Origin of the sequence: Arenibacter nanhaiticus (genome assembly GCF_900141935.1) — a bacterium.
Taxonomy (GTDB): domain Bacteria; phylum Bacteroidota; class Bacteroidia; order Flavobacteriales; family Flavobacteriaceae; genus Arenibacter; species Arenibacter nanhaiticus.
Genome location: NZ_FQYX01000011.1, coordinates 1 through 26,251 on the forward strand (window position 1 = coordinate 1; position 26,251 = coordinate 26,251).

17 protein-coding genes and 1 pseudogene are annotated in these 26,251 nt (G+C 35.5%); 13 read left to right on the plus strand and 5 right to left on the minus strand.

Features of this window, described 5'->3' with window-relative positions; all coding sequences use genetic code 11:
• Positions 1–233, minus strand: a 233-nt coding sequence (locus tag BUA16_RS18830; protein WP_072764314.1) for an ISAon1 family transposase N-terminal region protein, incomplete at its 3' end; no start/stop codon positions are given.
• 70 nt (positions 234–303) lie between these two features.
• Here BUA16_RS18830 and BUA16_RS18230 point away from each other — a divergent pair.
• Both BUA16_RS18230 and BUA16_RS08430 read left to right on the plus strand, forming a co-directional pair.
• Positions 304–565, plus strand: a pseudogene (locus BUA16_RS18230) (integrase core domain-containing protein); the annotation flags it as partial.
• A gap of 282 nt (positions 566–847) precedes the next feature.
• Positions 848–1,933: a Fic family protein gene (locus BUA16_RS08430; protein WP_072764315.1), complete on the plus strand. Its 1,086-nt coding sequence runs from the start codon at positions 848–850 to the stop codon at positions 1,931–1,933.
• A gap of 282 nt (positions 1,934–2,215) precedes the next feature.
• Here BUA16_RS08430 and BUA16_RS08435 read toward each other — a convergent pair whose 3' ends face one another.
• Both BUA16_RS08435 and BUA16_RS08440 read right to left on the minus strand, forming a co-directional pair.
• Complete coding sequence (locus tag BUA16_RS08435; RefSeq protein WP_072764316.1) at positions 2,216–3,073, minus strand: hypothetical protein; 858 nt, start codon at positions 3,071–3,073, stop codon at positions 2,216–2,218.
• Entirely contained in the window at positions 3,048–4,049 is a 1,002-nt protein-coding gene (locus BUA16_RS08440; protein WP_072764317.1) for a type IV toxin-antitoxin system AbiEi family antitoxin, read from the minus strand. Before BUA16_RS08440 ends, BUA16_RS08435 begins: the two co-directional genes overlap by 26 nt.
• A gap of 489 nt (positions 4,050–4,538) precedes the next feature.
• On the opposite strand from BUA16_RS08440, the gene BUA16_RS08450 reads away from it, so the two are divergent.
• Positions 4,539–6,248, plus strand: coding sequence for an SWIM zinc finger family protein (locus BUA16_RS08450; RefSeq protein WP_072764319.1), 1,710 nt, complete (start codon positions 4,539–4,541; stop codon positions 6,246–6,248).
• Between the two features lie 498 nt (positions 6,249–6,746).
• Here BUA16_RS08450 and BUA16_RS08455 read toward each other — a convergent pair whose 3' ends face one another.
• Positions 6,747–7,628, minus strand: coding sequence for a leucine-rich repeat domain-containing protein (locus tag BUA16_RS08455; RefSeq protein ID WP_072764405.1), 882 nt, complete (start codon positions 7,626–7,628; stop codon positions 6,747–6,749).
• A gap of 297 nt (positions 7,629–7,925) precedes the next feature.
• Here BUA16_RS08455 and BUA16_RS08460 point away from each other — a divergent pair, with 297 nt between their 5' ends.
• The 8 genes from BUA16_RS08460 (at position 7,926) to BUA16_RS19200 (ending at position 19,473) form a co-directional block, all read left to right on the plus strand.
• Positions 7,926–8,525, plus strand: coding sequence for an RNA polymerase sigma-70 factor (locus BUA16_RS08460; RefSeq protein ID WP_072764320.1), 600 nt, complete (start codon positions 7,926–7,928; stop codon positions 8,523–8,525).
• Positions 8,526–8,777: 252 nt separating this feature from the next.
• Positions 8,778–9,977 (plus strand): FecR family protein, encoded by a 1,200-nt coding sequence (locus tag BUA16_RS08470; protein ID WP_072764322.1) that lies wholly within the window; start codon positions 8,778–8,780, stop codon positions 9,975–9,977.
• Between the two features lie 174 nt (positions 9,978–10,151).
• Positions 10,152–13,520 (plus strand): TonB-dependent receptor, encoded by a 3,369-nt coding sequence (locus BUA16_RS08475; RefSeq protein ID WP_072764323.1) that lies wholly within the window; start codon positions 10,152–10,154, stop codon positions 13,518–13,520.
• Between the two features lie 11 nt (positions 13,521–13,531).
• Positions 13,532–15,154, plus strand: a complete 1,623-nt coding sequence (locus tag BUA16_RS08480) for a RagB/SusD family nutrient uptake outer membrane protein (RefSeq protein ID WP_072764324.1) — start codon at positions 13,532–13,534, stop codon at positions 15,152–15,154.
• Positions 15,155–15,171: 17 nt separating this feature from the next.
• Positions 15,172–15,543: a hypothetical protein gene (locus tag BUA16_RS08485; protein ID WP_072764325.1), complete on the plus strand. Its 372-nt coding sequence runs from the start codon at positions 15,172–15,174 to the stop codon at positions 15,541–15,543.
• A 916-nt stretch (positions 15,544–16,459) separates the two neighbouring features.
• Positions 16,460–18,259, plus strand: a complete 1,800-nt coding sequence (locus BUA16_RS08490; RefSeq protein WP_072764326.1) for an endonuclease/exonuclease/phosphatase family protein — start codon at positions 16,460–16,462, stop codon at positions 18,257–18,259.
• Between the two features lie 435 nt (positions 18,260–18,694).
• Positions 18,695–19,126: a hypothetical protein gene (locus tag BUA16_RS08495; protein WP_072764327.1), complete on the plus strand. Its 432-nt coding sequence runs from the start codon at positions 18,695–18,697 to the stop codon at positions 19,124–19,126.
• A 41-nt stretch (positions 19,127–19,167) separates the two neighbouring features.
• Complete coding sequence (locus BUA16_RS19200) at positions 19,168–19,473, plus strand: transposase (RefSeq protein WP_084668464.1); 306 nt, start codon at positions 19,168–19,170, stop codon at positions 19,471–19,473.
• Between the two features lie 645 nt (positions 19,474–20,118).
• On the opposite strand, the gene katG is transcribed toward BUA16_RS19200, so the two are convergent.
• Positions 20,119–22,305 carry a catalase/peroxidase HPI gene (gene katG, locus BUA16_RS08505; protein ID WP_072764329.1) on the minus strand — a complete coding sequence of 729 codons (2,187 nt, stop codon included), beginning with the start codon at positions 22,303–22,305 and terminating at the stop codon, positions 20,119–20,121.
• Between the two features lie 787 nt (positions 22,306–23,092).
• Here katG and BUA16_RS18835 point away from each other — a divergent pair.
• Both BUA16_RS18835 and tyrS read left to right on the plus strand, forming a co-directional pair.
• A complete protein-coding gene (locus tag BUA16_RS18835) occupies positions 23,093–23,293 on the plus strand; it encodes a hypothetical protein (RefSeq protein ID WP_072764330.1) in 201 nt (66 codons plus the stop codon).
• A 697-nt stretch (positions 23,294–23,990) separates the two neighbouring features.
• Positions 23,991–25,196, plus strand: a complete 1,206-nt coding sequence (gene tyrS / locus BUA16_RS08515; protein WP_072764331.1) for a tyrosine--tRNA ligase — start codon at positions 23,991–23,993, stop codon at positions 25,194–25,196.
• The last annotated feature ends 1,055 nt before the right edge of the window (positions 25,197–26,251 follow it).

Sequence of the window (26,251 nt, forward strand, 5' to 3'; positions counted from 1 at the left end):
CGCTTAATGTGGAGAAAGACTGATTTTCCTCGTAATGGGAAATCCTGGACGACGATCTCCTTATGAAAGCCATGACCTATTAAAATGCGATGTTTTTCCTCTTTAGGGGTATCCTTCTTTTCTTCAAAATATAAATGAAGGGTACCATCTTCTGTTTTATGGGAGACAAGATTAAAGTGGGTTATTAATAGTTCAGGCAGTATAAGCTTTAATAGGTCGATAGATAATTCCAATGCTGTTCGTTTTTCTGCAAATATCGAACTCCTATTTCAATTCACACACAACTTTTGTGCTTGATCCGGTAAAAGCTATAATGGTCTGGTAAGACAATCCATGAGCCGTAAGGGGAATTGTTAGGACAATGCCGTGGCAGAGTCCTTTTTTTAAATCCTTAAAGGTAGAGGGGGGTTATAGGCACAGTTATAAATTAAGATCAGAGGCCGAACTGTCTATCTATCAATGGATAGAGACATGGTACAATAATAAAAGAAGACATTCCTTTTTAGGGAATAGAACAATTAAAGAATTTGAAATAGATATGTATAACCTAGAATTAGCAGCTTAGTCATTCAACTAATTGTCCAGTTTTTTGTTGCAAGTCCAGAAGAAGCCTATAACGGGTTTAAGGACGAGTTTACGGATTATTCCAAATACAAAGGGAATTGGCTTTCTTTATGAATTGCAATTGGGTATATGGAGCCATAAAGGTGGTAATTAAGTATATGAACATAGATTAATATAACTAATGAACAAGAGTAAAATTTACTCTCACAGCGTAAACAAGGGTAATTTTTAACTATATTTACCCTCGTTAATCTAACATGAGTAATTGTTACCCTTGTACAATATGACAGAATTTAATAAAAATACACCATACAATAGTCTACCTTTGTTGCCACCAAAAGTAACCTTAGAAACTACTAAGGTGTTACGTAAGACCATCGATGCTAGTAGGGCATTAGCTCAACTCAAGGGTATGCTAACCAATTTACCGAACCCAACCCTATTTTTAGACACCATACATTTACAAGAAGCAAAAGCAAGTTCCGAAATAGAGAATATTATTACTACTAACGATGATCTGTATAAATCTATAGTTTCAGATAAGAAGTTTGAAAAACCTGCAACAAAAGAGGTGATAAGCTATAAAGAAGCACTTTGGAATGGCCTTCGAGACATAGAAAAACGACCTTTTATAAGTACCAATTTGTGTATTCAAATTGTTCAAAGTATAAAAAAAAATACCGCAGGTATTAGGACAACACCAGGAACAGCATTAAAAAATGCTACTGGAGAAACTATCTACACACCCCCTGAAGGTGAAAATGTGATAAGAGAAAAATTAGCAAATCTAGAAACCTTTATGAATGGTGATGATGAAATAGATCCATTAATTAAAATGGCTTTAATGCATTATCAATTCGAAGCAATTCACCCCTTTATTGATGGAAATGGTAGAACAGGACGTATTTTATTGTTACTCTACCTAAAGCTTGAGAAATTGCTGGATACCCCGGCTATATATTTAAGCGAGTATATTATAAAAAATAAAGCTGATTATTACAATAAACTACGAGAGGTTACCGAGAATAATGCATGGGAATCGTGGATATTATATATGCTTGAAATGGTAGAATATACCGCTAAAAAGGGATTACAGCGTTTAAAGGATGTAACCGATTTAATGCAATTAATGAGCACAGAAATAAAGGAAGCCTTGCCAAATGTTTATACAAAAGAGCTTGTAGAGATATTATTTAGGTTGCCATATACAAAAAGACAATATTTAATTGACGCTCAATTGGGAACACCCAAAACGGTTGGTAACTATTTAATAGCCTTAGAGGAAGCTGGGTTTTTAAGATCAGAAAAAGTTGGTAAAGAAAAATTATATCTCAACCATAGGTTAATGGCTGTATTGGAGACCTCCTAATGGTCTAATATCCGCAACGTGCAATATTTTTAAATGATACGGTTCTAATAGGATGAAGCTAATACTAGAAATTTTATTTCGTTATGTTTGACGTTATTTGACAATGATATGACAGTTCTTTGTTGAGAAAATGTAATTATAAAATGGATATAATTGCAATCATTTTAACGCCTGTATGGCCAGCAAACTAGGCTTAACTGTCGGAACCGCTAAAAAAACTCCGCAGGATAAACGAGTAGTTAAGTTATGGTAAGATTTTGGGTGGGGTGGAAAACCAAATTATTAATCGCCTTGAAAACCGAGTCGCATTTCCAATAATGGTCTAAGACTCTCTTCAATAGTAATGTCGGCCAAATTCGCCATAATCTTTGCCATTTGACTTGTATTGATATCCATCGTATTTTTTGCTAGAAGATTGGAGAGCCTATCGTGGAGCTTCTGGTTCCTGATCGCTATTTTTTTCATTTCACGACCCATCACACGGGCGGCGATTAGATTAAGTCCAAAATCATCGTAGCCAAATAGGTCTGAATGATGCTCATAAATCTGGTCGGTGTACATGTTAAAAAAGTGGGATAGGATACTAAGGATATCCTTTAGGTCATCTCTTCTGATTTCAGGACGGTCTTCCCATGCAATGAGCTTTAGGATAATTATTCCAGGCAAAGAGCAGAACTTAAATCGATGTTCCCCTTCCAATTCTACTTCGGGCAGTCCGCTATCATAGATTTCCTTGAAGCCGGGCATATTCAAACTGGTTAGTCCTGTGCCTTCAAAATTCACCTTTACATTTTTATCTACAATGCTTCCGAAAGGAAGTAGGTCAATCTGCATTCTTCCCTGCCACAGCAGTACGAAATCATTCTCTTTTGAAGGCTGAAAGTGTTCTATTTCAACAAGATATTGTTTTAGGTTTTCAAAAACTCCCTTGTCTTCTATGAAGATCGCAAAATCGATATCCCTAGTTATCCTACTAGGTGGAATTTGGTGGATGGCCGTCATCCATAGATCACGGGCGACTGCACCTACTAGATAAAAATCGACTTGATGTTTTTGAAAAGCGCGCTCCAAGGCAGCCAGCATCTCAGAGAAATCCGGACGTTGGTGGAGTTGTTTAAAATTTATTCTGTAGGTACTCATTATATATTTTTTGAGCGGTTTCGGTACATCTTCTATCTCCTTGCATCATTAGATCGGCGTAAGCGAGCAACGGATGAACGGCGTTGGTACCTTCAATATCGACTTTCCAGAATTTTTCATAGATCTTGATATTGCCGCCTTCATCGGGAACAAGTCTATAATTCTTCATTAGTTCGTTTCTTGGTTCAGTGGTGTAGAGTGTCAATTCCTCAGGACGTAAGTAGTTGGTATAAATATCCCCAGCGGGTTCGCCTCCCCAGAACGTTTGACCCTGTTTTAATTTAAGGTCCTTCCAATTAAAAAAAGTATCATTATCAACAAATCGAAATGTTCCAATGGCCAGATTTGGTTTTAACTTTTTTTCATAGGCCATAATCCATTTTTCGAGCAACTTTTTTTTGTTCTCCATTATATACGTATCCTTCGTAAGTGGAAGCAGAAACCCTTCATCCTTTAGGCCGTTAAAGATGTTTGTGATGTTGCCGATTCCTGTATCCGTTCGTTCCGCTATTTCACGATAGGTGTTGTTGACCCAAGTATCGTCCAATAAGAATTGGTAAACAACCTTTAGGCCAGTTTTGGTAAATGCCCTGTTGGTAATTTTTTGTTTTATTGTGATCGGTTCGTTGGCATCCAGCCAAAGAAAGGTTTCTTTTTGGTTTAGGTAAATATTACCGTTAGCCTCAAGATAGGCGATGTTCCTGTTACGGAGCTCTTGTTTTATTTTGGGGAATATGCTTTGTGCAACAATCATAAAAGGATAATATTCCTTGGCGAATGCCTCTAATTTGGGCAGATGGATATTTCTCAGCTCTTTTTTAATTTCTATATTAAGCTTGATAGTGCGGTCGCTCAGTGTTAGGGCTATCGTACCATCTAAGACTTTATCTGGGGCGTTATCAAGCCATTTGGCTTCGATTTCACCTGTTTTCTTAAGGTTGGCCAATGCGTATTGCACAATTCCTTGATTGTTCATTGTTCATTTAATTCTTACGTTCACGATAACGTGAACATGTATAAATAATGAACAAAGGTACTCAATTATTTTAAAATGAAAGAACATAGTTAAAATATTAGCTGGATATCCTATTTAAACGCAATCTATAGTACTGCTTCAATGGACTAAAGACCGATTACCATATCCAGAGCGTCGTCCAAGTCTTTATTGATGAAATTCTGCTGTTATTCAATGATGGTTTTAATATCGGAAAGATTATGGAGCTTCTGAAGTACCTGTGGCGGAATTCAGTCCCTGGAGATATTGCCAAACGAATGACGGGCAAGGTTCATAGTGAGTTTTTTGGTAATATTAGTTCTAAGGGCAATTTGTCGCAAGTTTCTATTGAGGTTAATACGGGTTACAAAGATATTCTACGATGGATGATCACGATTAGGCATCCATTAATAGGTTTACAATAATTCAACGGACATAGCTATATTTGTTAAGAAAGATAGTTGTTGTTAAATGGATGAGTTTATTAACAAAATACCCAGTATAATATTTGGCCGGGGCCAAGAGTACTTCGAAAATGACCATGTTTTAAAATTATATGAGAAAAGTAAGGGGATTTGGTGTGCCGAGGTTTCAGGTAACTACGGAAATTATGATGTAGAAATTGAAGCTGATGGTGTAGGTAGTGTTCGTAGTTACTATTGTGATTGCCCTTATGACGGTGTCATTTGTAAACATGTTGCCGCAGTTGCCATCGCAATAATAGAAACACAAACCATCACCGATATAGAGCATCAACGACCAGATCCACAAATTAATTGGGAACACTTAATAGAAACTACCAATGCGGATGAATTAAGGAGCTTTTTGCGTGACTATGGAAGTCAAAATGAAGCTTTCAGACGGCACCTCGTTTCAACCTTTTCAAAGCCTGAAACTATAGACCATCGCGAAACTATTGGGTACTACCAAAACCAGGTCAATGGGATTTTTGAGGATTATGAATATGGGGGGTATATTGATTATCGCCATAGTCACAAGGCCATGCGGGATGTCGATCATTATCTTACCCTAGCCGAGGATTATTATGGGAAAGGAAATTTTAACGAAGCATTTTCTATTGTAGCTGCCATCGCCATGGAAGGTGTCAAAGCCATTCAATACATGGACGATTCCTTGGGTCAATGCGGCGTTGCCATAGCGGAATCTTTTGAAATGATTGGAAATATCCTGAATACAACCGATTCAAAAACCTTACAGGATCATATTTTTGAATGGCTACATAAACAAGTACAGAACTCAGATTATAAGGATTACGGTCTAGAAGATCATTTAGAAGCGCTATTTTTTGAAACTGCCATAGTATTGAACCTACAGGATAAGGCCCATCAGTTTCTTGATCTTAAAATCAACGAACTGAACAATTCGGAAGGTTGGAGTAAAAAGTATTATTTACAGGAATATTTATTGCAAAAGATAAACCTCTTGCAATCCGAAGGAGAAACCAAAGAAGCTGATGCTATAATTGACGAGTATTTAAATTATAGTAAATTCCGCCAAATCCGTGTAGATAATGCTCTGGCTGAGAATGATTATAATCAGGCCAAAGAGTTAATTCTTAAAGGTGTTGAAATTGCAGGTCAAGAAAATGAGTCGGGTACGATTCATGATTGGAAAGTGCAATTGCTTGAAGTGTATAAATACCAGGGAGATGATATCCAATATCGTAACCTTGCTAGAGAACTGTTTATAGAGAACACCTCAGAGATAGCGTATTACAGATGCTTTAAGCAGACTTTCCCCTATGGCGGCTGGAAATTTGAACGAAATCGCTTGATTACAGAGTTGAAAAACCGCCAACAGCGCTATTATCAGGGGATACCACCGAACGATATGGCCCAAATTTTAATAGAGGAACAAATGACCATCGAGCTGCTCCAACTTGTCGGGGATTCAAACAATATTTACATGATCATGGAATATACCCATCTACTAGAACCTGAATTTTCGGTAGAATTATTGGGCTGTTATAAATCAGCCATCGAAATTGAAGCAAAAAAAACCGGTAGGAACGAATATAAAGCGCTAGTACGATATTTAGATAAGATGGCAGGTGTTAAGGGTGGAGTGTTATCTGCCAAAGAGTTGAAAGAATCGTTACTTCAACAATACAAGAACAGACCCGCTATGAGAGAAGAATTTCAAAAACTTCAATGGGATTAGCAATATATGCCTTCTAATTATTGGGCAAGCTTCACCGATTTATGAAAAACCCAAACGTATGGAACTCTTACTTCAAGCCCCTATAACCAAATCCAGAGCCTCGTCCAAGTCTTTGTTGATGAAATTCTGCTGATATTCTATGGTAGTCTTAATATCGGAATGATTGTAGAGCTTCTGTAGTACCTGTAGCGGAATTCGGTCCCCTGAGATATTATTACTTTAAATTACAGCAATAATACGGAACAGTTATTTATTAATAGTTGTTTCAATATTATACTATTGGTAGGTAGATAATAAATTCTTTAGAAGGAAAATACAACAATTTGACGATGCCTGAGGCGAGGGATAGAGAATATGCTCATCTGTGTTTTTTGAATCCCTGCTCTTGGAACAAAACGAACCGATATCCTTCTTCCTTCAAAAGAATACTTCTTGCTTTTTTGACCATTCCTAATGTCATAGCTATGGTTCCTAGTTCCATCTACTCTTCCACTGTGCTTAATTACAAATTGTATTTAATTCTTGATAATCGGAAATTGATACGGTTGGAATTTCCTGGCTACTTAGTATTTTAATACAGGATAGATCTGGATTTCTATCCACCCTCAAATCTATTAATTCGTGATTGTTGCTTACGTCGAGACTAGTAAGAAGATTGCTAGAACTATATAGATGTGTTAAACTAGTATTTTTTTCAAGATTAATACTTTGAAGCTTATTGCTAGAAATCAGTAAGGTCTCTAACAATGTATTAGCGCTAAAATCTACTGTGGTAAGTTGATTATGTATTAATAGCACGTTTTTTAGGTTTAAAGCATCATCAGTGTTAATATATTTTAATAGGTTATGACTAACGAGTAACTCTTCAATAGATTCATTGTTAATGCTAATTTCTTCAAAGTTATTAAAGGATAGATTTACCTTTTTCAAATTTTTCGATGTTGATAGCCCTTTAATTGAACTAAGTTCATTTGCTTGGACTTCCAATACTATCAGATTAGGGTTGTTGCTAATATCAATAACGGTTAGGTGATTTCCATTAAGAAATAAAGTATCTAACGTAGTGTTAAAGCTTAAATCAATATCTTTAATTTGTTGTCCTTCGGCAGACAAAAATGTTATGTTTACAAATCCCTCGATTCCTGTCAAATCACGTATTTCACCAAGATTGGCAGCAAGGTTTAAATTCAATTTGCTTACTGCCTCAGCATCTGACTTCAAGATTTGTTGGTTTACGATACCATCTGAATCTATGCCTTGTTCAATTAATTTTGTTTCAAAATGTATATCTGGAATTCTAAGATAATTATCATTTATCGGATTTTTGGTTTCATCGTTATTTGAACATGATACAATGTGATATAATGTTACAGCAAACATTAGGTAGGTACTTTTATTTCTGAAAAAGGAAAATTTCATAGAAGATTCTTTAGTTAAGATTAGTTCTTAACTGTTATTTTTAGACACTTTGTTTAACAAAATATTCAGCCCTGGTCTATGGACTAGCCGGATACTTCTTATATAATTAAGCACTATTTCTCTCATGCTTCAAAAAACTTAACAATTAAGTTCCTAATATAATTTGTAAATTTCGCACATTATTTAAATCGACGCATAAAATAAAAAAAAACCGGAATTCTATGAAATTTGGCGAATTTTTCAATAAGGAATAGGACAATGACTAATAATGAGGATAATTTAAAAGAGTTACTCGTATTAAAACTTAAAAAGGGGGATAAAAGGGCATTTCAAGAGCTCTTTGAGAGGTATCAACCAAGTATTTATGCCTATAGTCTTGCCATTTTAAAGTCCAAACCACAAGCAGAAGAAATCGTACAGGACGTATTTCTAAAAGTTTGGTTAAACCGTGAAAAATTAGATCCTTCCCTGTCTCTAAAAGCTTATATTTTTACTATTGCCAGGAATTTGGCTTTTAATCTCCTCGTCAAAAGCGCAAATAATAAACAACTAAGGGAAGCCATTTTCTATAAAAGCCAAGTACAGTATAATACAGCCATCAACAAATTTGTGGAAGACGATTATGAGCAACTAAAAAATCATGCCATTGAAAAATTACCTCCCAGGTGCAAGCTTGTTTTCCTGATGTCCAGGAACGACGGTAAAAGTTATGAGGAAATTGCCCGTGATCTAGATATTTCGGTAAATACCGTAAAATACCAAATAAACAAGGCTCTAACCACCATAAAGGAATTTCTTTCCACTAACGGAGATATCGTTTTTATTTTAGCATTCTTAATTGAATGTGCCAGATATTAGAAGCCATTTAAATTTCCCTTTTAAAGCGCTCCGAATACTAAAAGCTTGTAGAAAAAACGAGATAAAAACTTGTTTCTCAAATATTTTTCGAATTTTTATATTCCTTTGCCATACTCCATAAACATTATCTTTCCCTCTTTTTTTCCGCTTTCCTTTTGCCTTTTTCATAAAAAAAACAAAAAATAATTCTGATAGACATAGTAGTCGTTCCTGTTTCAACTGTATTATATGTAACGAAAATCTATTCTACCAATGAAACAAGGGCAACGCATAAAACACTTATTAAACAAGTTTGTACAGAACAAATGCTCCCCTGAAGAAGTAGCAGAATTAGTGGCATACTTTAAAAAAGAAGAGCTAACAGCTGAATTTTTACAAGTAGAGGAGGTTTTAGAAAATTTGGACATAATCCCTAAAATGGACAAAAACACCTATCATAGAATACAGGACCAAATCCTTTCAAAGGCCGAAATATTAGAGAACAAAACTAAAAGGGAACTATATAAAAACAAGAATCTTCTTAGTTATACTGCAGTGGCCGCTGTACTGATCGGATTAATGGTGAGCATAATTTATTTCCGATCGTTTATAGAACGTTTTTATAACGATTCCCAGGAAAACTACAAAGCTATTGTTGTAAAGGAATATATTTTATTAGAAACTGATGATGGAAAGTTACAGGAATTATCCGAGCAAGGAAATCTTGATTTATTGGATAAAAAAGGAAATATAATTGGAGGAAAAAAAGGAAATAAATTAGTGTATAAGAAGGCCGAAGCCTTAACCGAAAAAGTAAACTACAATACGATTCGCATCCCGTACGGAAAGCGTTTTGAAGTACAATTATCAGATGGAAGCCATGTTTTTCTTAATGCTGGGTCCTCTTTAAAATATCCCGTGAATTTTCCCAAAACGGGCAAAAGAGAAGTTACTTTAACAGGAGAGGCTTTTTTTAAAGTAACCGAGGATAAAGAGCGCCCTTTTGTGCTTACCACAAAGAATATTCAAATTGGAGTTTTGGGCACTGAATTTAATGTTACAGCCTATGGTGAAGATTCCATAACCAATGTAGTTTTAGTGGAAGGTTCGGTAAAGCTGAAAACTGGCCAAAATCTACAAAATGGTGCGATCCTTGAGCCTGGTCAGCTTGCCAGTTTGGAACTAAATAACAACAGCTTACATATAAGCGAAGTTGACACTGAAATCTATACTTCTTGGATGCAGGGCGGATTGGCCTTTGTGGAAATTACTTTTGAGGACATCCTAAAAAAAATGGAGCGACATTATAATGTAAAAATAATCAATGAAGATAAAAATCTTGCCAAGGAAAAGTTCAACGCAAAATTTGCCGATGAACCTCTGGATAGAATATTGAATTATTTTAAGGAGACCTATGGATTAGAATTTACCAAAGAAAACCAGAGAACAATAATTATTAACCAAAAAACTTAAGTGAAATGAAAAGAAAATGAGAAAAACCATAAAAGATGGGGAATGTTGTAGCATCCCCCACCAATAATTGTGGTCAATTAAAAATCTAGTATCAATTAACATCACTACTTCAAAAGTATGAAAAATCTATTCTATTGTATAACAAGATATCGCTTGTTTAAACTTGACTTAAAAATGAAGCTAACAATACTGTTGCTCATCATTAACTTTTTTGGCATACAGGCCAACCCCTCTTATTCACAAAAAAACGTGACATTGGACCTAGACGGGGTGAAAATTTCCCGACTAATTGGAATTTTAGAACACCAGACCGATTTCCTATTCGCCTATAAAATAAACGATGTGAACTTGGATAGAAAGGTGCAGATAAAAGCTTACAAAGAGAATATCCATACTGTTTTAGAGAGGGTATTCAGAAATACCGAGACCACGTTTAGGATTTTCGGTAACCAGATATTTCTTTCGAGAAAAGAGAACCCATCCTTAACTATGGACGACGTTCCTATAAATATACAACAGTCCATTACGGTAACCGGAACGGTAACTGAAGCCGATACTGGTCTGCCCATACCAGGAGCCAATATCTTGGAAAAGGGAACCTATAATGGAGTTATGACGGATTTTGATGGGAACTATTCCATTGAGGTCCCTAACAATGCTTTCCTTGAAATAAGTTTTATTGGTTTCACCTCCCAACAAGTTAAAGTAGACAATCGAAACAAAATCGATATAGTAATGGAAACGGAAACAGCGGCACTCGACGAAGTGATTGTTGTAGGTTATGGAGTGCAGAAAAAACAAACAATGACGGCCGCTGCCTCTGTAATGAAAATGGATGACATTAAATCCTCATCCTCCACGAACATAACATCTACACTAGGAGGCCGAGTAAGCGGGGTTTTAATTCAACAACAAGGAGGCGAAGCCGGTTATGAAAATCCTAAGATTATGATTCGTGGTTCTAGTTCACCTAACTCTTCTGATCCTTTGATCGTTGTAGATGGCATTGTTGGACGAAGTATGGGACAACTTACTTCAGACGAAATAGAGTCCATGACAATTTTAAAAGATGCTTCAGCCGTAGCACCATATGGGGCACGAGGAGCAAATGGGGTAATCTTGATAAAAACAAAACGAGGAAAAGCTGGAAGTAATCAAGTCAGTTATAATTTTAAAGGTGGTTTTGGAGAACCAACTCGCCTTCCAAAAATAGCATCTTCCTATGATCATGCACGTTATATGAACGATGCATGGCGGAATAAAGAAATGGATTTAGGAAATGAACCAGGCCAATATGGTATTTATTCACAGGAAGAGTTACAGAAATTTAAAGACGGTTCTGACCCTTACGGTTTCCCCAATACAAATTGGCAAAAAGAAGTACTCCTACCTCGCGCGTGGCAGGAACAACATGGTCTTAATGCGAGTGGTGGAAATGAAAAAGTACAGTACTTTTTAGGGTTAGGATATAGCAATCAAGATGCTTTATATGGTGATGTTCGAACAAATACACCTTCTACAGGGTTTAAACGATATAATGTAAGGGCTAATATAGATGCTAATCTTGTAGATAATTTGTTGAAATTATCAGGCAATATTGCGTTGCGTCAAGAAGATCGAAATACAATTCCTTCCTCCACAAACTTCATTTTTCATAATATGTATCGCAATCCACAAACCGATCCTGGGCGTTTTCCAGATGGTAAGCTGGGGAAGGTGTCTTTAGGACATAACCCTATCGGATTAATTACTGAAGGAGGGTATGTTAATAATAAGAAAACTTCCATCAATACTAACTTTATTGTAGATCTATCTATTCCTAATGTAGAAGGGTTGAATGTTAAGGGAGTTTTTGCTTTTGATAAAGGCTTCAGCTATCAAAAGAAATGGGAGACACCTATTAATTATTACATTTGGAACAAAACCTTAGAGCAATATGATGGTAGTAGCCCTAATCGAGAAGGTTCTGATTTAACAGAGTCTTTCGGCAATAGTCAGTCTTATTCAGCCGAACTCCAAGTAAATTATAATAAACGTATTGCGGAAGATCATCACATTGGAGCCTTATTCCTATATACTGCTTCGGAGGATAAGTCCAATAATTTTTGGGCCGCTCGTTATAAATATCTGTTTTCAACAATTCCGCAACTTTTTGCAGGACCCGAAAAGGATAAAGATAATAGTGGTTCTGCCACCGAAAGCGGAAAAATTGGTACGGTTTTCCGTTTAACCTATAACTATAAGGAGAAGTATATGGTTGAGACTAATGGTCGGATTGATGGTTCCGAGAAGTTTCCAAAAAATCGACGTTATGGCTTCTTTCCATCGGTATCCGTTGCATGGAGACTTTCTTCAGAGCCATTTATGCAATCTATTGACAATGTTTTAAACAATCTAAAGTTAAGAAGCTCTTGGGGGTTAGCAGGTGCTGATAATATAGGGCGTTTTAGTTATATGTCGGCTTATGGAGTGGGCAACAATGCCGTATTCGGTGGGCAAACACCAAATATTGCCATGGGATATACTGAAACACGCTTTGCAGACCCCAACATTACCTGGGAAACATCTGAAATGTTCAACGTGGGTATCGATGCCGCTTTATTCAGAAACAAGCTAACACTTGAGGCCGATTACTTTTATAAAGTTACCCGTGACATTTTACTTGCTCGAACAGATATACCTAATATTCTAGGTTATAAAGTGCCTGCTGCGAATGTAGGTGTTGTTGATAACCGAGGTATTGATCTAAATATTACCCACCGCAATAATTTTGCTGACTTAAACTATTCTATTGCTGGAAACCTTACTTGGGCGAGAAATAAAATTATTGATTTATTGGAACCTGAAGGTCAGAAAAACAACCCAAGGCAAAGAAGGACAGGTCATCCGATGGGTCAGTATTTTGGTTACCAGGCAATAGGCCTTTATAAAACAAACGAAGAGGCCGATAATACCCCTCAAATGCAGTTTGGTCAGGCAAAAGCAGGGGATATTAGATATAAGGACCAAAATGGAGACGGAATAATTAATGCAGAGGATAGAGTGGCTATAGGTAGAACCGACTATCCGGAGTTGATCTTTGGTTTAAATCTCCAAGGGGAATATAAAGGCTTCGATTTAGGACTGTTCTTCCAAGGGGCAGGCATGACCAATCTAATTTATAACGGCTTTCTAGCACAGCCTTATTTAGAAGGGCGTGGAGGAACACTTTTTGACCACCATATCGGTAACTCGTGGACACCAGAAAATTTAAGTGCAGAATTTCCTCGTTTATATTATGGCGGTAGTCCTATTAATCGTGAAATATCAACCTTTTGGTTGCGTGATGCGTCATACCTCCGTTTAAAAAATATAGAATTAGGATATGATTTTAAAACAACAGCATTTGCTCAGTCTAATCTTATCAAAGGATTTCGAATATATGCAGCTGCTCAAAACTTAGCCACCTGGTCCGCTGTGAAATACCTTGATCCAGAAGTACGTAGCAATACGATTTACCCGCAAATGAAAACCTTCACCTTAGGTGTTAATGTAACATTCTAAATATAAAACTTATGAAAATTATAAATTATTCTATTCTACTCCTCCTTTTATTCTTTGCTACCTCGTGTAGTGATGTGCTTGAAAAAAGTCCATTAAACGAGATTTCTGACGATGCCTTTTGGAATGACCCTGTTCTGGTATCCTATTATATAAATGACCTATATGCGAACCTACCCTTACAACAATACCAATTAGGAGAATCGCGTACAGATAATTCGGTGCACTCGCAACGCGATAAGTGGCGCGCTAGTTCTTTTTTATATAATTATAATTTAGAAAATGCAGACAATCCCTCGGAAGTTACATGGAGTACATCTTATGAAAATATTAGGAAATTTAATCGTTTTGTAGAGAAAATAGAACTTTCTTCGTTGAGCCTTGAAGAAATTAATTCTTACAAAGGAGAAGTTTATTTTCTACGTGCTTTCACCTATTTTGAATTGGTAAAAAGATATGGTGGCGTTGTCTTGTTAAATGAAGTACTTTCCTTAAAAGACAACTGGGAAATACCACGTAGCACAGAAGACGAAACATATGACTTTATATTTCAAGACTTAAAAAAAGCATGCGAACTTCTACCTGACTATTGGGAAGGCAAAGATAAAGGACGGGCTACAAAAGGAGCTGCATGGGCATTACGATCGCGTGCCGCACTCTATAATAAACGTTTTGATGAGGCAATCGAAGCGGCAAAGGAAGTATATAAATTAGGTTATAATTTGGTTCCTGGACAAACACCAGAACAATATCGCTCTATTTGGTGGACAACTAACAAGGATAATTCGGAAATAATCTTTGACAAACAATTCAGCAACCCTGATGTATCGAACGCCATGTTAATTTATCATATGGTTACTTATATCAATGATCCATACGGTGACAGAGGATGGGGTGGTCTTGGTCCTACTCAGAATTTAATCGATCAATATGAATTAAAGGATGGTAGTCAAGCTCCACAGTTTAGCGGTAAACCTGAAACCGAAATTTTCGATATTCATGAAAGTGGGATATATGAAAATCGAGAGCCTCGTTTTTACGCTTCTATCGTTTTTCACGGCGCAAATATTTGGTTGAATGGCGATAAAGGACCAGTAGCCGTAGATCGTTATACCATGGATACCCCTGATAAAGGAGATGGATCCATGACCGGTTATAATGTTTGGAAATGGATTGATTATGACAACTACAATTACCCTTATGCTGGTTCTAGCAGTAAAGACCACAGTATAAATTGGATATATTTCAGGTTGGCAGAAGTTATTCTCAATGAAGCAGAAGCTCGTGTGGAAAAAGGCGATATCACAGGCGCATTAACCGCTGTTAATAAAATACGATCTAGAGTAGGACTGCCTAATTTAACAGAAACGAACCAAATAAAGTTACGTGAATTAATACGTAAAGAGAGACGAATAGAACTTGCCTTTGAGGATCATCGCTTTTGGGATATTCGTCGTTGGCGAATCGGAAATAAAACAAATCAAGGGGTTATGTCTGGTGTACGGTTTATATCCCCAACTAAATTTTACATTTCCAATACGGATACCCGAACCTGGGACGACCGGTTATACTACCATCCAATACCTCGTTCAGAAATTGTCCGAATGAATGTTTTAGAACAGAATCCTGGATTTTAACTTTTTAAAAATAATAAATGAAAACAATAAAAAACATATTCACCGTCCTTTTTGTTTTGGTCTTAGTAGGATGCGAAAATATTGAAATTGAAGACGTTTCAACTTTTGATAGAACTGAAATTTTGTCATTCAAAGTATATGGAAAAGATAAAAAGTCAATTCTTGTTGGTAAGCCGATAATAAATCCTGAATCAGGAACGATTGTAGCTAATGTAACAAAAGAGTCTGATTTATTTGAAATTTTTGCTACTTGTACGCTAACTTCAGGTTCTACTATTTCACCCGCTTTAGATGGGTACCGTAATTGGTCCACGGGAAGTCATACATTCACGGTCTCTTCTGCAAGTGGCAAACGAACTAAAACATGGACAATAACTCTTCAAAAATAAATATTTTGTTGTGCCCAGTACTTATTGTTGTCAACTATACAATTCTGTTTTGAACCTATGGGAATTAAGCTGTTCCTATAGCTATATTCTTATGAGTATAATAATTAAATACTTATAAGGAATTAAAAAGAACCCTGTGAATTTATCAAAAGTGTAAGGACAATCATGAATAGCTAATTCATGGACAGAAGAAATAGGCCATATTACAAAGGAGACCGGAATAGCGGTCTCCTTTATTTCTTTTGCCTATGATGGAGAGTAAGATATTTCGTCGGCAGGGGATTCTGTAAATGTAGAAGCCATGAAGACCATTTCAAAGGGCATGGGATCCGCAATATATATCTTGAAGTCATTATGCTTTATGGATTAACCTGATGCAGAGCTTATCGAAGACGATGAGCGATCTGTTCAGATTGAATCAAGTGGAAAGTCTTTAAAGAAATTAGAGCAGGTTGTTAAGCTTTTAGTTAAGATGTTATTAGTAAATACACTTCCTATAACTTGTTTATACCGGGACTCTTATAAAATTACAAAACTGATTAACAGTAGTTCTAATACCTATGGTTTTTGATTGAATGCTGTCCTATTTCGTATTCAAACGACGATTGCCAATAGAAAAGTGAACAGGTATTGTCAGGAACAGAAAAACAATTACTCTATAAAAAGGGAAATATGGCTTTTATTAAAAAAAGACTGATTGGAAATTACCTTTCATTTCAAGGATAATATAATGTCAAAAAGTAGTATTTGCACTAAACATAATTACTAAACACTCTTCCTCGAAATTAACAAAGCGAGGCTCTCCTAAATACTTCTTAATTTTAACGCGATAGTATTTATTTTTATTCTCCAAACTCCTTTCAAACAATGAAAAGACAACATAATTAAATAAAAAATAATTTTAAAAAAAACAATTATGAAAATAATATTTTATATGCAGATCTGCATCTTCCTATCAGTCAAGCTTTGCATTTCACAAGCCAATACCCAAGATAAAAGAAATAGGTATATTCATTTTAATTTTGACAATAACTTAAATAGTGGTAATTATAAATTCGAAGGCGATTATTATGCTTTTGTAAAAGGTATCAATGGGAAATCCTTAACCTTTTCTCCCAATGAGAATTTTGACCATTTAGTTTTAAACAACCTCATGTTAGATGGCTCTAAAGATTTCTCTGTTCAATTCTGGGTCAGGACATTTTCAAAAAAACCTACTGTTTTAATATCACAAAAAGAATTTTCAGACAAGAGTATTAATTCACAAAAAAATAAGGGTTGGGTATTGTACTCTTCTGGGGGAACATTTGCATTTAGTATTGGTTCCGGTGATAAAAGGTTAAATTATGAAAGAGAAAATGGCGACAAAATGCCTATATCTGATGGGGAATGGCACCAAATAACAATGACGTATAACAAAGAGGCCTCTGAAGTTCGCTTATATTACGATGGGCATAACAAAGCCATTTATAAAGTAGGGTTCGATTTTTATCATAACAAACCATTGGTTATAGGGACAAAGAAAAATGGTTTTGATTACAACAATAAATTGCTGCCTCAAATTGAGGATGGAGCTGTAAAGTTACAGGCTTTAGTAGATGAATTTAACTCCTTAGGCATCGGAACCCTAAAAAATGATGAATTTCTTGACTTGGTCGTCAATCCTGATCAAATTTTCACTAGTAAAAACCCCAATTCTAACCAATCTAATTCGTTAAAGCGTGTAAATGACATAAGAAAAGAATTGTTGAAAAACCCATACACTGTTTTTCAAATTATGGAGTTAACCGAGCTAAAGCCTATAAGTAAAATTTATTATTTGGATAACGGAAAGGTCCGTATTCATAAGGAAACAGCTCACACCTTTAGCCAGCAGACACAATTATTTCCTTCTGAATTTGAATTAGATGAGCTTTATATTTGGGATAAAAACCTTAACGCATCGGAAGTACTAGATACTTATAGAAAATATAAAAATTCCACTGCGTTCAAATTTGATTCAAAATTAGATTCCTTAAACATAGGCAATTGGAATATATGGCACGGAGGAAAACACTTTACAATTGAAAATGATAATTGGGATTCACGCATGCGTATTGTTGAAATGATTAAAGAAAAGGATTTAGATGTGGTTTTACTACAGGAAACCTATTCATCGGGAGATTTCATAGCTGCTGAGCTAGGTTATTATTTTGTTACAGCATCTGACTGGGATTATTGTTTTCAAGGATCAAACATCTCCATTATTAGCCGGTACCCTATCAAAGAAGTATTCGTACCATTGGAAGCTTCCTTTATGAACATAGGAGCCAAACTAATCTTGAGTGAAAGTCAAGAAATTTATGCTATGTCGAATTGGTATGGGATGACCTCCTTCCCTAAGGTTTATGATTTCCATAAAGACAGGTTTAGTGCTGCAAATGTAGTCCCAGTGGTATTTGGCGGTGATTTTAATGCAGTTCCCCATACCGATGGAGGGGACAGTCCTGCTTCCTTAAAATTGTTAAATAATGGATTTACTGATGCTTATCGCAGTTTATATCCTAATGTAAAAGAGCACCCTGGATATAGCCATATTGAGGACGGAAGAATAGATCAGATTTATTACAAAGGAAAGGGAATTAAAAATTTTTCGACTGAATTAATATCGGAATGGCCAAATGGATTCCCATCAGATCATTTTTTAATTATTTCAAAATTTAAGTTAAATTATTAAGCTTTAAACTAAAACAATGCTTGGGTAACATGAAATTAATTATTGCATAAAAAATGTCGGCACTATGCCATAAAGTATGTAAGTTTAAAAAACAAGGGCTGGACTTCCTAAAGTCCAGCCCTTGTTGCATAGCAAAAAAAATAATTTTGGATTACTATTAATAGAAAATTCCCTGATGTAAATTTGATGAAATATGAAGCGTAAATTAATTTTAAAAATGTGAAACATAATTTGTTTTAGTCATAGAATACAGTGAGAGGCCTTATGTTAGTATTAGCATAAACCTCAATGTTAATGGTTAAATTTATGTAGATAAAATAAATAATAACTAAAATCCAATATCTTATGCAAGTCAATAGTAAAGAAATGAATTTTTATGGGAAAAATATCTATACAGGTATTGACACTCATTTGAAGAATTAGAGGGTTACCATTATGATAGAAGATGCATATTACAAAACTTTTTCAATGAACCCGAAAGCTAAAGAGCTGTCATTGTATTTAAAGAAAAACTTTTCTAATGGGAACTACTTTTCAGCTTATGAGGCAGGTTTTTGTGGATATGGTGTTCAGGTAAAAGATATTTACAGGAACAAATCTAGGATAAAATCATTCTTATACCGCCATGGGATTGAAGTGCCATTCGAACTGGCAACGGCTTCAAAATATTGGTCTTCTAACCTTACAACATGGTTGAGAGAAGTAAAATTAAGTACTGATTTTGGGCATACGATAATACTCGGTATTTTAGATACTGTCACCCTGCTCAGGGTAAGGTTGTTGTACGTACAAAAGGAATTACGGAGAATTTCTAATCAAGAGGAATATGTCCAACAAGTTAAATGGCTTACCGGTATTCCTGCATAGGCTTAATAAGTGTCATGACCTTATAGTCAGAGCTAGAGTCTATTCTTCGGTTCAAAAGTTTGGATAAACTTTGCTCGTATATTGGATTGGTGCCCACAACCAATAGCTCAAGCGGAAATGAAATGGTGGGAAGCATTCCCCCAAGGAGCAATCGATACTTACGTGGGATGATAATAGAAAGTGCATGGATCTCTATAAGAACTGATCCGGCATTGGTATTAGTATTTTGTAATTTATGTAAGCGTATGAGGCTCAAGAAAGCAATAATCAGGATTGCGAAAAAGCTATTGAACAGAATAAGATATGTGCTTAAAAATCAAACAGAATATAAATATGCAATTGTATAAAAACAGGATTTACCGAAAGACAGCTATCTAGACCTTTGCGGTGCAACAAAAATATGTATCCGTTCTTATGAGAGGCTGCTGCTGCTTTCAATTATAGAAAATTAAACAAGGAAATGCGGCCTGATGATCCGTTGATAGAAGATTGTTTTTATAATTTGCATATTATCAAACCAAGAGGATACCGAAGGTGCGGTTTTAAATCGATGGGTTTTGAAAATCATTTTAGGGTGATGAATCTGTAATGCTTTTTTCAATGAAGAAAACTTCGGATGCAATGCTTCCCGATGGAGAAAAGCTTATAAAAAAAATTGGATTACAACATAGAAGGCTAGGGGTGAGACTCGCCTTCACCTTCTCGACTATTAATAGTGTTTTTATCCAAAATTAAATTTCACTTTAGTTTTACATTTAAACACCCATTATTCGCCTTTATCACCCTTTGTTTTTCTTAAATCTCTATAATACTTGTTATAAACTTTGTGGTCCCAAATCTATTGATATGAAAAAAAGGCATAGCGAAAGGAGTCTCGGAGTTTATCCTATCGCATCTAGGGCCTGTACAACGAGAAGCCTCTAAACGTGAGTTTAGAGGCTTTTTCTATTTATAAAAAGTCCTAATTGGACCAATCTTTCATTAGAGCGGGTTTATTTCAAATCGAATCTATCGGCATTCATTACTTTTGACCAAGCTTTTACAAAATCATTGACAAATTTTTCTTTATTATCATCCTGAGCGTAAACTTCAGCATACGAACGCAAAATAGCATTGGAACCAAATACGAGATCTATACGAGTGGCTGTCCATTTCACTTTTCCTGTTTTGCGGTCGCAAATTTCGTAAAGTCCATTTTTTGTGGGCTTCCAAGTGTTAGCCATATCGGTTAGATTGATAAAAAAATCGTTGGTTAGAGCTCCGACGTTATCAGTAAAAACCCCGTGTTTCGTCTTTCCATAATTTGTGTCTAACATTCTCATACCGCCCACAAGTACCGTCATTTCTGGTGCCGTTAATCCCATAAGTTGTGTTCGGTCGATCATTAATTCTTCCGGACTTACAACATAATCATTTTTATTCCAGTTACGATACCCATCAGCTATTGGTTCTAAGTATTCAAAAGATTCTACTTCTGTCATTTCATCAGTAGCGTCTCCACGACCGGGTGCAAAGGGCACAATAATTTCAAAACCTGCAGCTTTAGCAGCTTGTTCTATGCCAACATTACCCGCCAAAACAATTGTATCGGCGACACTAATCCCAAATTCAGAAGCAATAGGTTCTAGAACTGATAAAACATGTGCCAAACGTTTTGGTTCATTCCCTACCCAATCTTTTTGAGGAGCTAACCGAATACGCGCACCATTGGCTCCCCCTCGCATATCCGATCCACGAAAGGTACGAGCACTATCCCAAGCAGTAGTTACCATGTCTGAAATCGACAAACTTGATGTAGCAATTTTGTTCTTTACAGCTGTTACGTTATAATCAGTGGTCCCTTTCGGAATGGGATCTTGCCAAATTAAATCTTCCTTTGGAACATCTGGACCAAAGTAATTTGATTTTGGTCCCATATCCCTATGTGTCAATTTAAACCAACTACGGGCAAAGGTTTCTGAAAAATATTCTTGGTCGTTCATAAACTTCAATGATATTTCTCGATAAATAGGATCGACTTTCATAGCCATATCCGCATCTGTCATCATTGGATTAAGACGAATACTTGGGTCTTCTACATCTACTGGTTTGTCTTCCGCTTTAATACTCACAGGTTCCCATTGCCAAGCCCCGGCAGGACTTTTACGAGACTCCCATTCATGATTAAATAACATTTTAAAATAGCCATTGTCCCATTTTGTAGGGTGAGTAGTCCATGCACCTTCAAGTCCGCTTGTTACCGCATAGCGACCTTTTCCCGATTTGGTGGGGTTACGCCAACCTAATCCTTGTTCTTCTAAATTTGCCGCTTCGGGCACAGGTCCCAAAATACTGGCATCACCGTTACCATGAGCTTTCCCTATCGTATGTCCGCCTGCCGTTAAAGCGACAGTTTCTTCATCGTTCATAGCCATACGTTTAAATGTTTCACGTATTTGAGCAGCTGTTTTTAAAGGATCTTGTTTTCCATTGACTCCTTCTGGATTTACATAAATTAACCCCATTTGTACAGCGGCTAAAGGGTTTTCCATTGTCGAAGGCTTGTCTACATTCTCATAACGTCCTTCACTTGGTGCCAACCACTCCTTTTCAGCTCCCCAATAAGTGTCTATTTCTGGATGCCAAATATCTTTACGTCCAAAACCAAATCCAAAGGTTTTTAATCCCATATTTTCATAAGCAATAGTACCCGCCAATACAATTAAATCGGCCCAACTGACTTTATTGCCATACTTCTTCTTGATAGGCCAAAGCAATCGTCTTGCTTTGTCCAAACTAACATTGTCTGGCCATGAATTAAGAGGTGCAAAGCGCTGATTGCCTGTACCACCACCACCCCGACCATCAGAAATACGGTATGATCCAGCTGAGTGCCAAGATAAGCGTATGAATAAACCTCCATAATGACCCCAATCTGCCGGCCACCAATCTTGACTATCAGTCATTAATGCATGCATATCCTTTTTTAGAGCCTCAGTATCTAGTTTTTTAAGTTCCTCGTGATAATTAAAATCTTCACCTAACGGATTTGTTTTAGTATCATGTTGATGCAGAATATCAAGGTTAAGTGCATTTGGCCACCAGCTCATTACGGATGATTTGGTTGATGTATTTCCTCCATGCATTACAGGACATTTACTTTCACCGGCTAATGAGTTGAAATGTTTGTCATTTTCCATATTTACAAGTTTTATAGATTCAATTGTTTAATTTTCATACTTTATCTAACTGTAGATAAAACTTATGTAAGTATTTGGGTCCGTATGTTATATGTGTTGTGATTTAGCGTGCATTACGTTAAAATTAATTAAAAAAAAAACAATAGGTTCTATATGTGCCATAAAAACATATGTTCCTTGAAGGCAACTATTTAGACATAGGTTTTTTTAAAATTTTTCCTAACCTTGGCCTTGATAATCTTTTAGGTTATAAATTACCAAAACTTTATTTTATTGAGCCATAATTTCGAGTCTTGAGGCCAATTTGGGGTTAACTAAATGGACTGTTTTTGCGTTTGCTTTTCAGCTTGTAAACTACTTTCCCAAATAAACACATCCTACTCTTTTATCCCATTATAAAAGATAGATTAAAATGAATGTCCCATTGATCGTGAAACTGTTTCTTGATTTTTTACAAAGACTTTCAAAGCCCGGAACTTCTGTTATAGAAGACTCTACTATCGATTCACTTTCTTTTCTACATAAGGGTGAAATTTAAGGCTACCATAAATATAAGAATTATAGTGCTTTGCATTGGAAAAGCTTCCTGCCGATTGAAAGGATTCCTTCAGCAGCATGTATTGCTCATTGGTGGATCAGTGATCTCTTGCACAATCTTTTTGTATTTTCTATTCGATTTTTATTTTCCAATTTAGGTGGTCATCCACGTAACTAACCAGATAAAAAAACCTGAGATGCAAATTCAAAAACTATGATCTGACCGTACAGACTTACTGATAAAGAGAGGTTGTCGGAAATTTTTAGCTTAAACATTCCAAAATATTTTGCCAAAAATGAAATTGATGATTTTAAAAAATATCGAGAGCAAAAGCTAGAAAATTATTTGACCACTGTCATAGAGAATTCTATTGTTGGTGGGACGGGCTATTTTATAAATGAAGATTATAAATCAGGGCGAATTACGTGGATTTTTTTTGATGTAAATTAGTATGGGAAAGGGATAGGGGAACAGGCTGTAGAACATTGTTTGAATATATTAAGTAATGATAAAAGAGCAGATAAGTTTATGGTTGCAACCGCTCAATATGCGTATAGATTTTTTATGAAATTTGGCTACGACATTTACTGAATCGAAAAAGATTATTGGGGAGAAGGTCTCGATTTATACGAAATCGAAAGGTCTAATTAATAGAGGCTAAAAGCTGGCATAGACTTGTTTTAAAAATAGTTACTGTTTGTTTTTTGAGTGGTTTTTGTTTATTGAAGAAGTAAGCAAATAGAATTATAGCCGAAAGGGATATGTGATGTTTTTGCTTTTTAGTTCGAAAAATTGAAATAACATATAAAAATACGTCCCTGAGATAGTCCAAGAACGAAACGTCGTTTTACCCTTAATAATTTCTTAAGCTTTTCAGGCCAAAATATTGGAAGCTAAAATAAGTGGCAAGCAAACCTCGATTTACATTTTAATAGGTTTTATATAAAATATTATTTATTAGCTTTGAACCAGCAATGAAATTTTTGAACAGCATATTACGTCTTCCATTTTTCAGCACTTATTATTATCTAATAATATCTGCTCGGAATGGTTATATACATACTTGAAATTGATTTAAAATAAACAATAAATAGTAACATTATTAAAGCCCGAGCATTTGCTCGGGCTTTTTTTATTTAAAAATGAAATGGATACAATAGACAAATTAAAAGAAAACGTAGAAATTATATTTCCAGAAAACGGGTTAAAGGAAAAATTGGAACAATCCGATAAAAACGGGAAGAAACTAATTATAAAACTTGGTTTCGACCCAACGGCACCAGATTTACATTTGGGACATGCCGTTGTCCTTAAAAAAGTAAAACAATTTCAAGATTTAGGGCATCAAGTTGTTATTTTGGTTGGAGATTTTACAGCAGAAATTGGGGATCCAACGGGCAAAAATAAAAGCCGTAAACCTTTGAGTAATGAAGAAGTGTTGTTGAATGCTGAAACGTATATTGCGCAACTGTCAAAGATAATTGATGTAAATAAAAGCAAAATAGTTTTCAATTCAGAATGGTTGGACAAGCTTTCCTTCTCTGAAATCATTCAAATTTTATCTAAAGTTACTGTTGCTCAGTTGATGCACCGAAATGACTTTAACAAGCGGTTCTCCGAAAATACTCCTATAGGCATGCATGAGCTAGTGTATCCTATATTGCAAGGTTTTGACTCCATTAGAGTGAACTGTGACATTGAAATGGGCGGCACAGACCAGCTTTTTAACTGTACAATGGGAAGGCAGTTACAGCAAACCTACGGAATGAATCCACAAACTGTAATGTGTATGCCTTTATTAAAAGGGTTAGATGGCAAGGAAAAAATGAGTAAAACCTTAAATAATATCATAGGCTTAACAGACGAACCCAATGATATGTTTGGTAAGACAATGTCAATACCAGATACTCTAATTACAGAATTTTTGGATATGACAACTGACTTTTCCGCGGAGGAAAAAGAAGATTTAAAAGCGCGATTGGCAAATGGAGAAAATCCTATGAACCTAAAAAAACTTATAGCCAGAAATATAATTACGCAATACCATAATAAGGAAGAAGCAGAACAAGCCGAAGACTTTTTCACGAATCAATTTCAAAACAAAAAATTTGAAGAAAAAGTATTTGAACCTGTATTACTTGAATCCATTGATTCTGAAAACGGAAACATTAGTTTAATTGATTTATGTTTCCATCTAAAAAACGACTTGAGTAAATCTGCCATAAGAAGACTCATTGAAAGCGGCGCTGTTCAGATCAACAACAAAAAGATAACAGATTCTTACATAAATCTCCAACTAGAAAAGGAAACTAAGATTAAAGTGGGGAAAAGAAATTTTTATGAATTAAAATAACAAATCCAGCCAAGACTAAAGTTATGTAAAAGCAATTTTGGATCTTGCCTAATCAAGTTACTGGTAAAAATTGAATAAGAAGAGCTGTATGACGGGAGATTGAAACCTGCGGATATAAACGAGGGGAAGGGTAAAGCTCTTTTTCGAATCGGCAAATAATCGTTGGTGGTAATAGGTTGAACGAACGGGGAAATCAACTAGGTATCAAAAATAATTAAGTAAAAAAATGACAAAAAACATTTAAACAATAGCAGTCCTAACAGCATTATTTTTAAATTCTTGTAAAGAATCTTCAAAACAAAAAAATACAGAAACCAACACCACAGGAAAAGTTGAAAAAGTTGTTTGCGAAATTGTTGATATGTCATCAACTGATAAAGACGGAAAAAAATTAAAACCACCACAGAAACACAAGAAATTTAAGGCCTGGCGTAAGACCAAGACTGAAAATATTGTATATGGAACAAGTCTTCTTTTGGGTTGTTTAGAATTTATAAATGCATATCCAATGATTAAATTAAATCAATATAGGATCATTCGTTGAGCCGATTAAGACAATTAATCGGCTTGTTTTTTGCTATAATTGAGCCGAAAACGATTGGAAATTGGCTCAAATGCCATAGTAGAGGGGGAGGGGATCATAACCAGGATTTTTATTGATGAAGACTTTAAAGGTAAAGGCCTAATCTTATTTGATAATTAGAATGAATTGAATGTCTTGCTCCTTTTTATTTACTTTATACTTATTTATTTCTTGAATTCTGCTTCATGAGACCTTTTGATGGTATTTTATCCTAATTCATGCGAATTGGTCGGGTATTTTTTGTAGATCTCATAGCTAATAGTAACTTTTTTTATATAATAATCTGTACCAACCATACTTACCGACCAAAAATCTTATTGCAAAAACAACCGAACCCAGTAAACAATGCTATTTGTTTTAGAATTTTGGGAGGTATTCCTAAGTGAAGGTAGTCTTCTGGAGAAATAGAAGGGAGGTAACTTAATAGCTGGCTGTAATACAATAGGATGAATACTTTAATTATTGTATAATT

Excerpts from the sequence above, each read along its gene's own strand:
- BUA16_RS08430 (WP_072764315.1), top strand. The coding sequence starts at position 848 with ATGACAGAATTTAATAAAAATACACCATACAATAGTCTACCTTTGTTG.
- BUA16_RS08435 (WP_072764316.1), bottom strand. The coding sequence starts at position 3,073 with ATGAGTACCTACAGAATAAATTTTAAACAACTCCACCAACGTCCGGAT.
- BUA16_RS08440 (WP_072764317.1), bottom strand. The coding sequence starts at position 4,049 with ATGAACAATCAAGGAATTGTGCAATACGCATTGGCCAACCTTAAGAAA.
- BUA16_RS08450 (WP_072764319.1), top strand. The coding sequence starts at position 4,539 with ATGGATGAGTTTATTAACAAAATACCCAGTATAATATTTGGCCGGGGC.
- BUA16_RS08455 (WP_072764405.1), bottom strand. The coding sequence starts at position 7,628 with ATGTTTGCTGTAACATTATATCACATTGTATCATGTTCAAATAACGAT.
- BUA16_RS08460 (WP_072764320.1), top strand. The coding sequence starts at position 7,926 with ATGACTAATAATGAGGATAATTTAAAAGAGTTACTCGTATTAAAACTT.
- BUA16_RS08470 (WP_072764322.1), top strand. The coding sequence starts at position 8,778 with ATGAAACAAGGGCAACGCATAAAACACTTATTAAACAAGTTTGTACAG.
- BUA16_RS08475 (WP_072764323.1), top strand. The coding sequence starts at position 10,152 with ATGAAGCTAACAATACTGTTGCTCATCATTAACTTTTTTGGCATACAG.
- BUA16_RS08480 (WP_072764324.1), top strand. The coding sequence starts at position 13,532 with ATGAAAATTATAAATTATTCTATTCTACTCCTCCTTTTATTCTTTGCT.
- BUA16_RS08485 (WP_072764325.1), top strand. The coding sequence starts at position 15,172 with ATGAAAACAATAAAAAACATATTCACCGTCCTTTTTGTTTTGGTCTTA.
- BUA16_RS08490 (WP_072764326.1), top strand. The coding sequence starts at position 16,460 with ATGAAAATAATATTTTATATGCAGATCTGCATCTTCCTATCAGTCAAG.
- BUA16_RS08495 (WP_072764327.1), top strand. The coding sequence starts at position 18,695 with ATGATAGAAGATGCATATTACAAAACTTTTTCAATGAACCCGAAAGCT.
- katG (WP_072764329.1), bottom strand. The coding sequence starts at position 22,305 with ATGGAAAATGACAAACATTTCAACTCATTAGCCGGTGAAAGTAAATGT.
- tyrS (WP_072764331.1), top strand. The coding sequence starts at position 23,991 with ATGGATACAATAGACAAATTAAAAGAAAACGTAGAAATTATATTTCCA.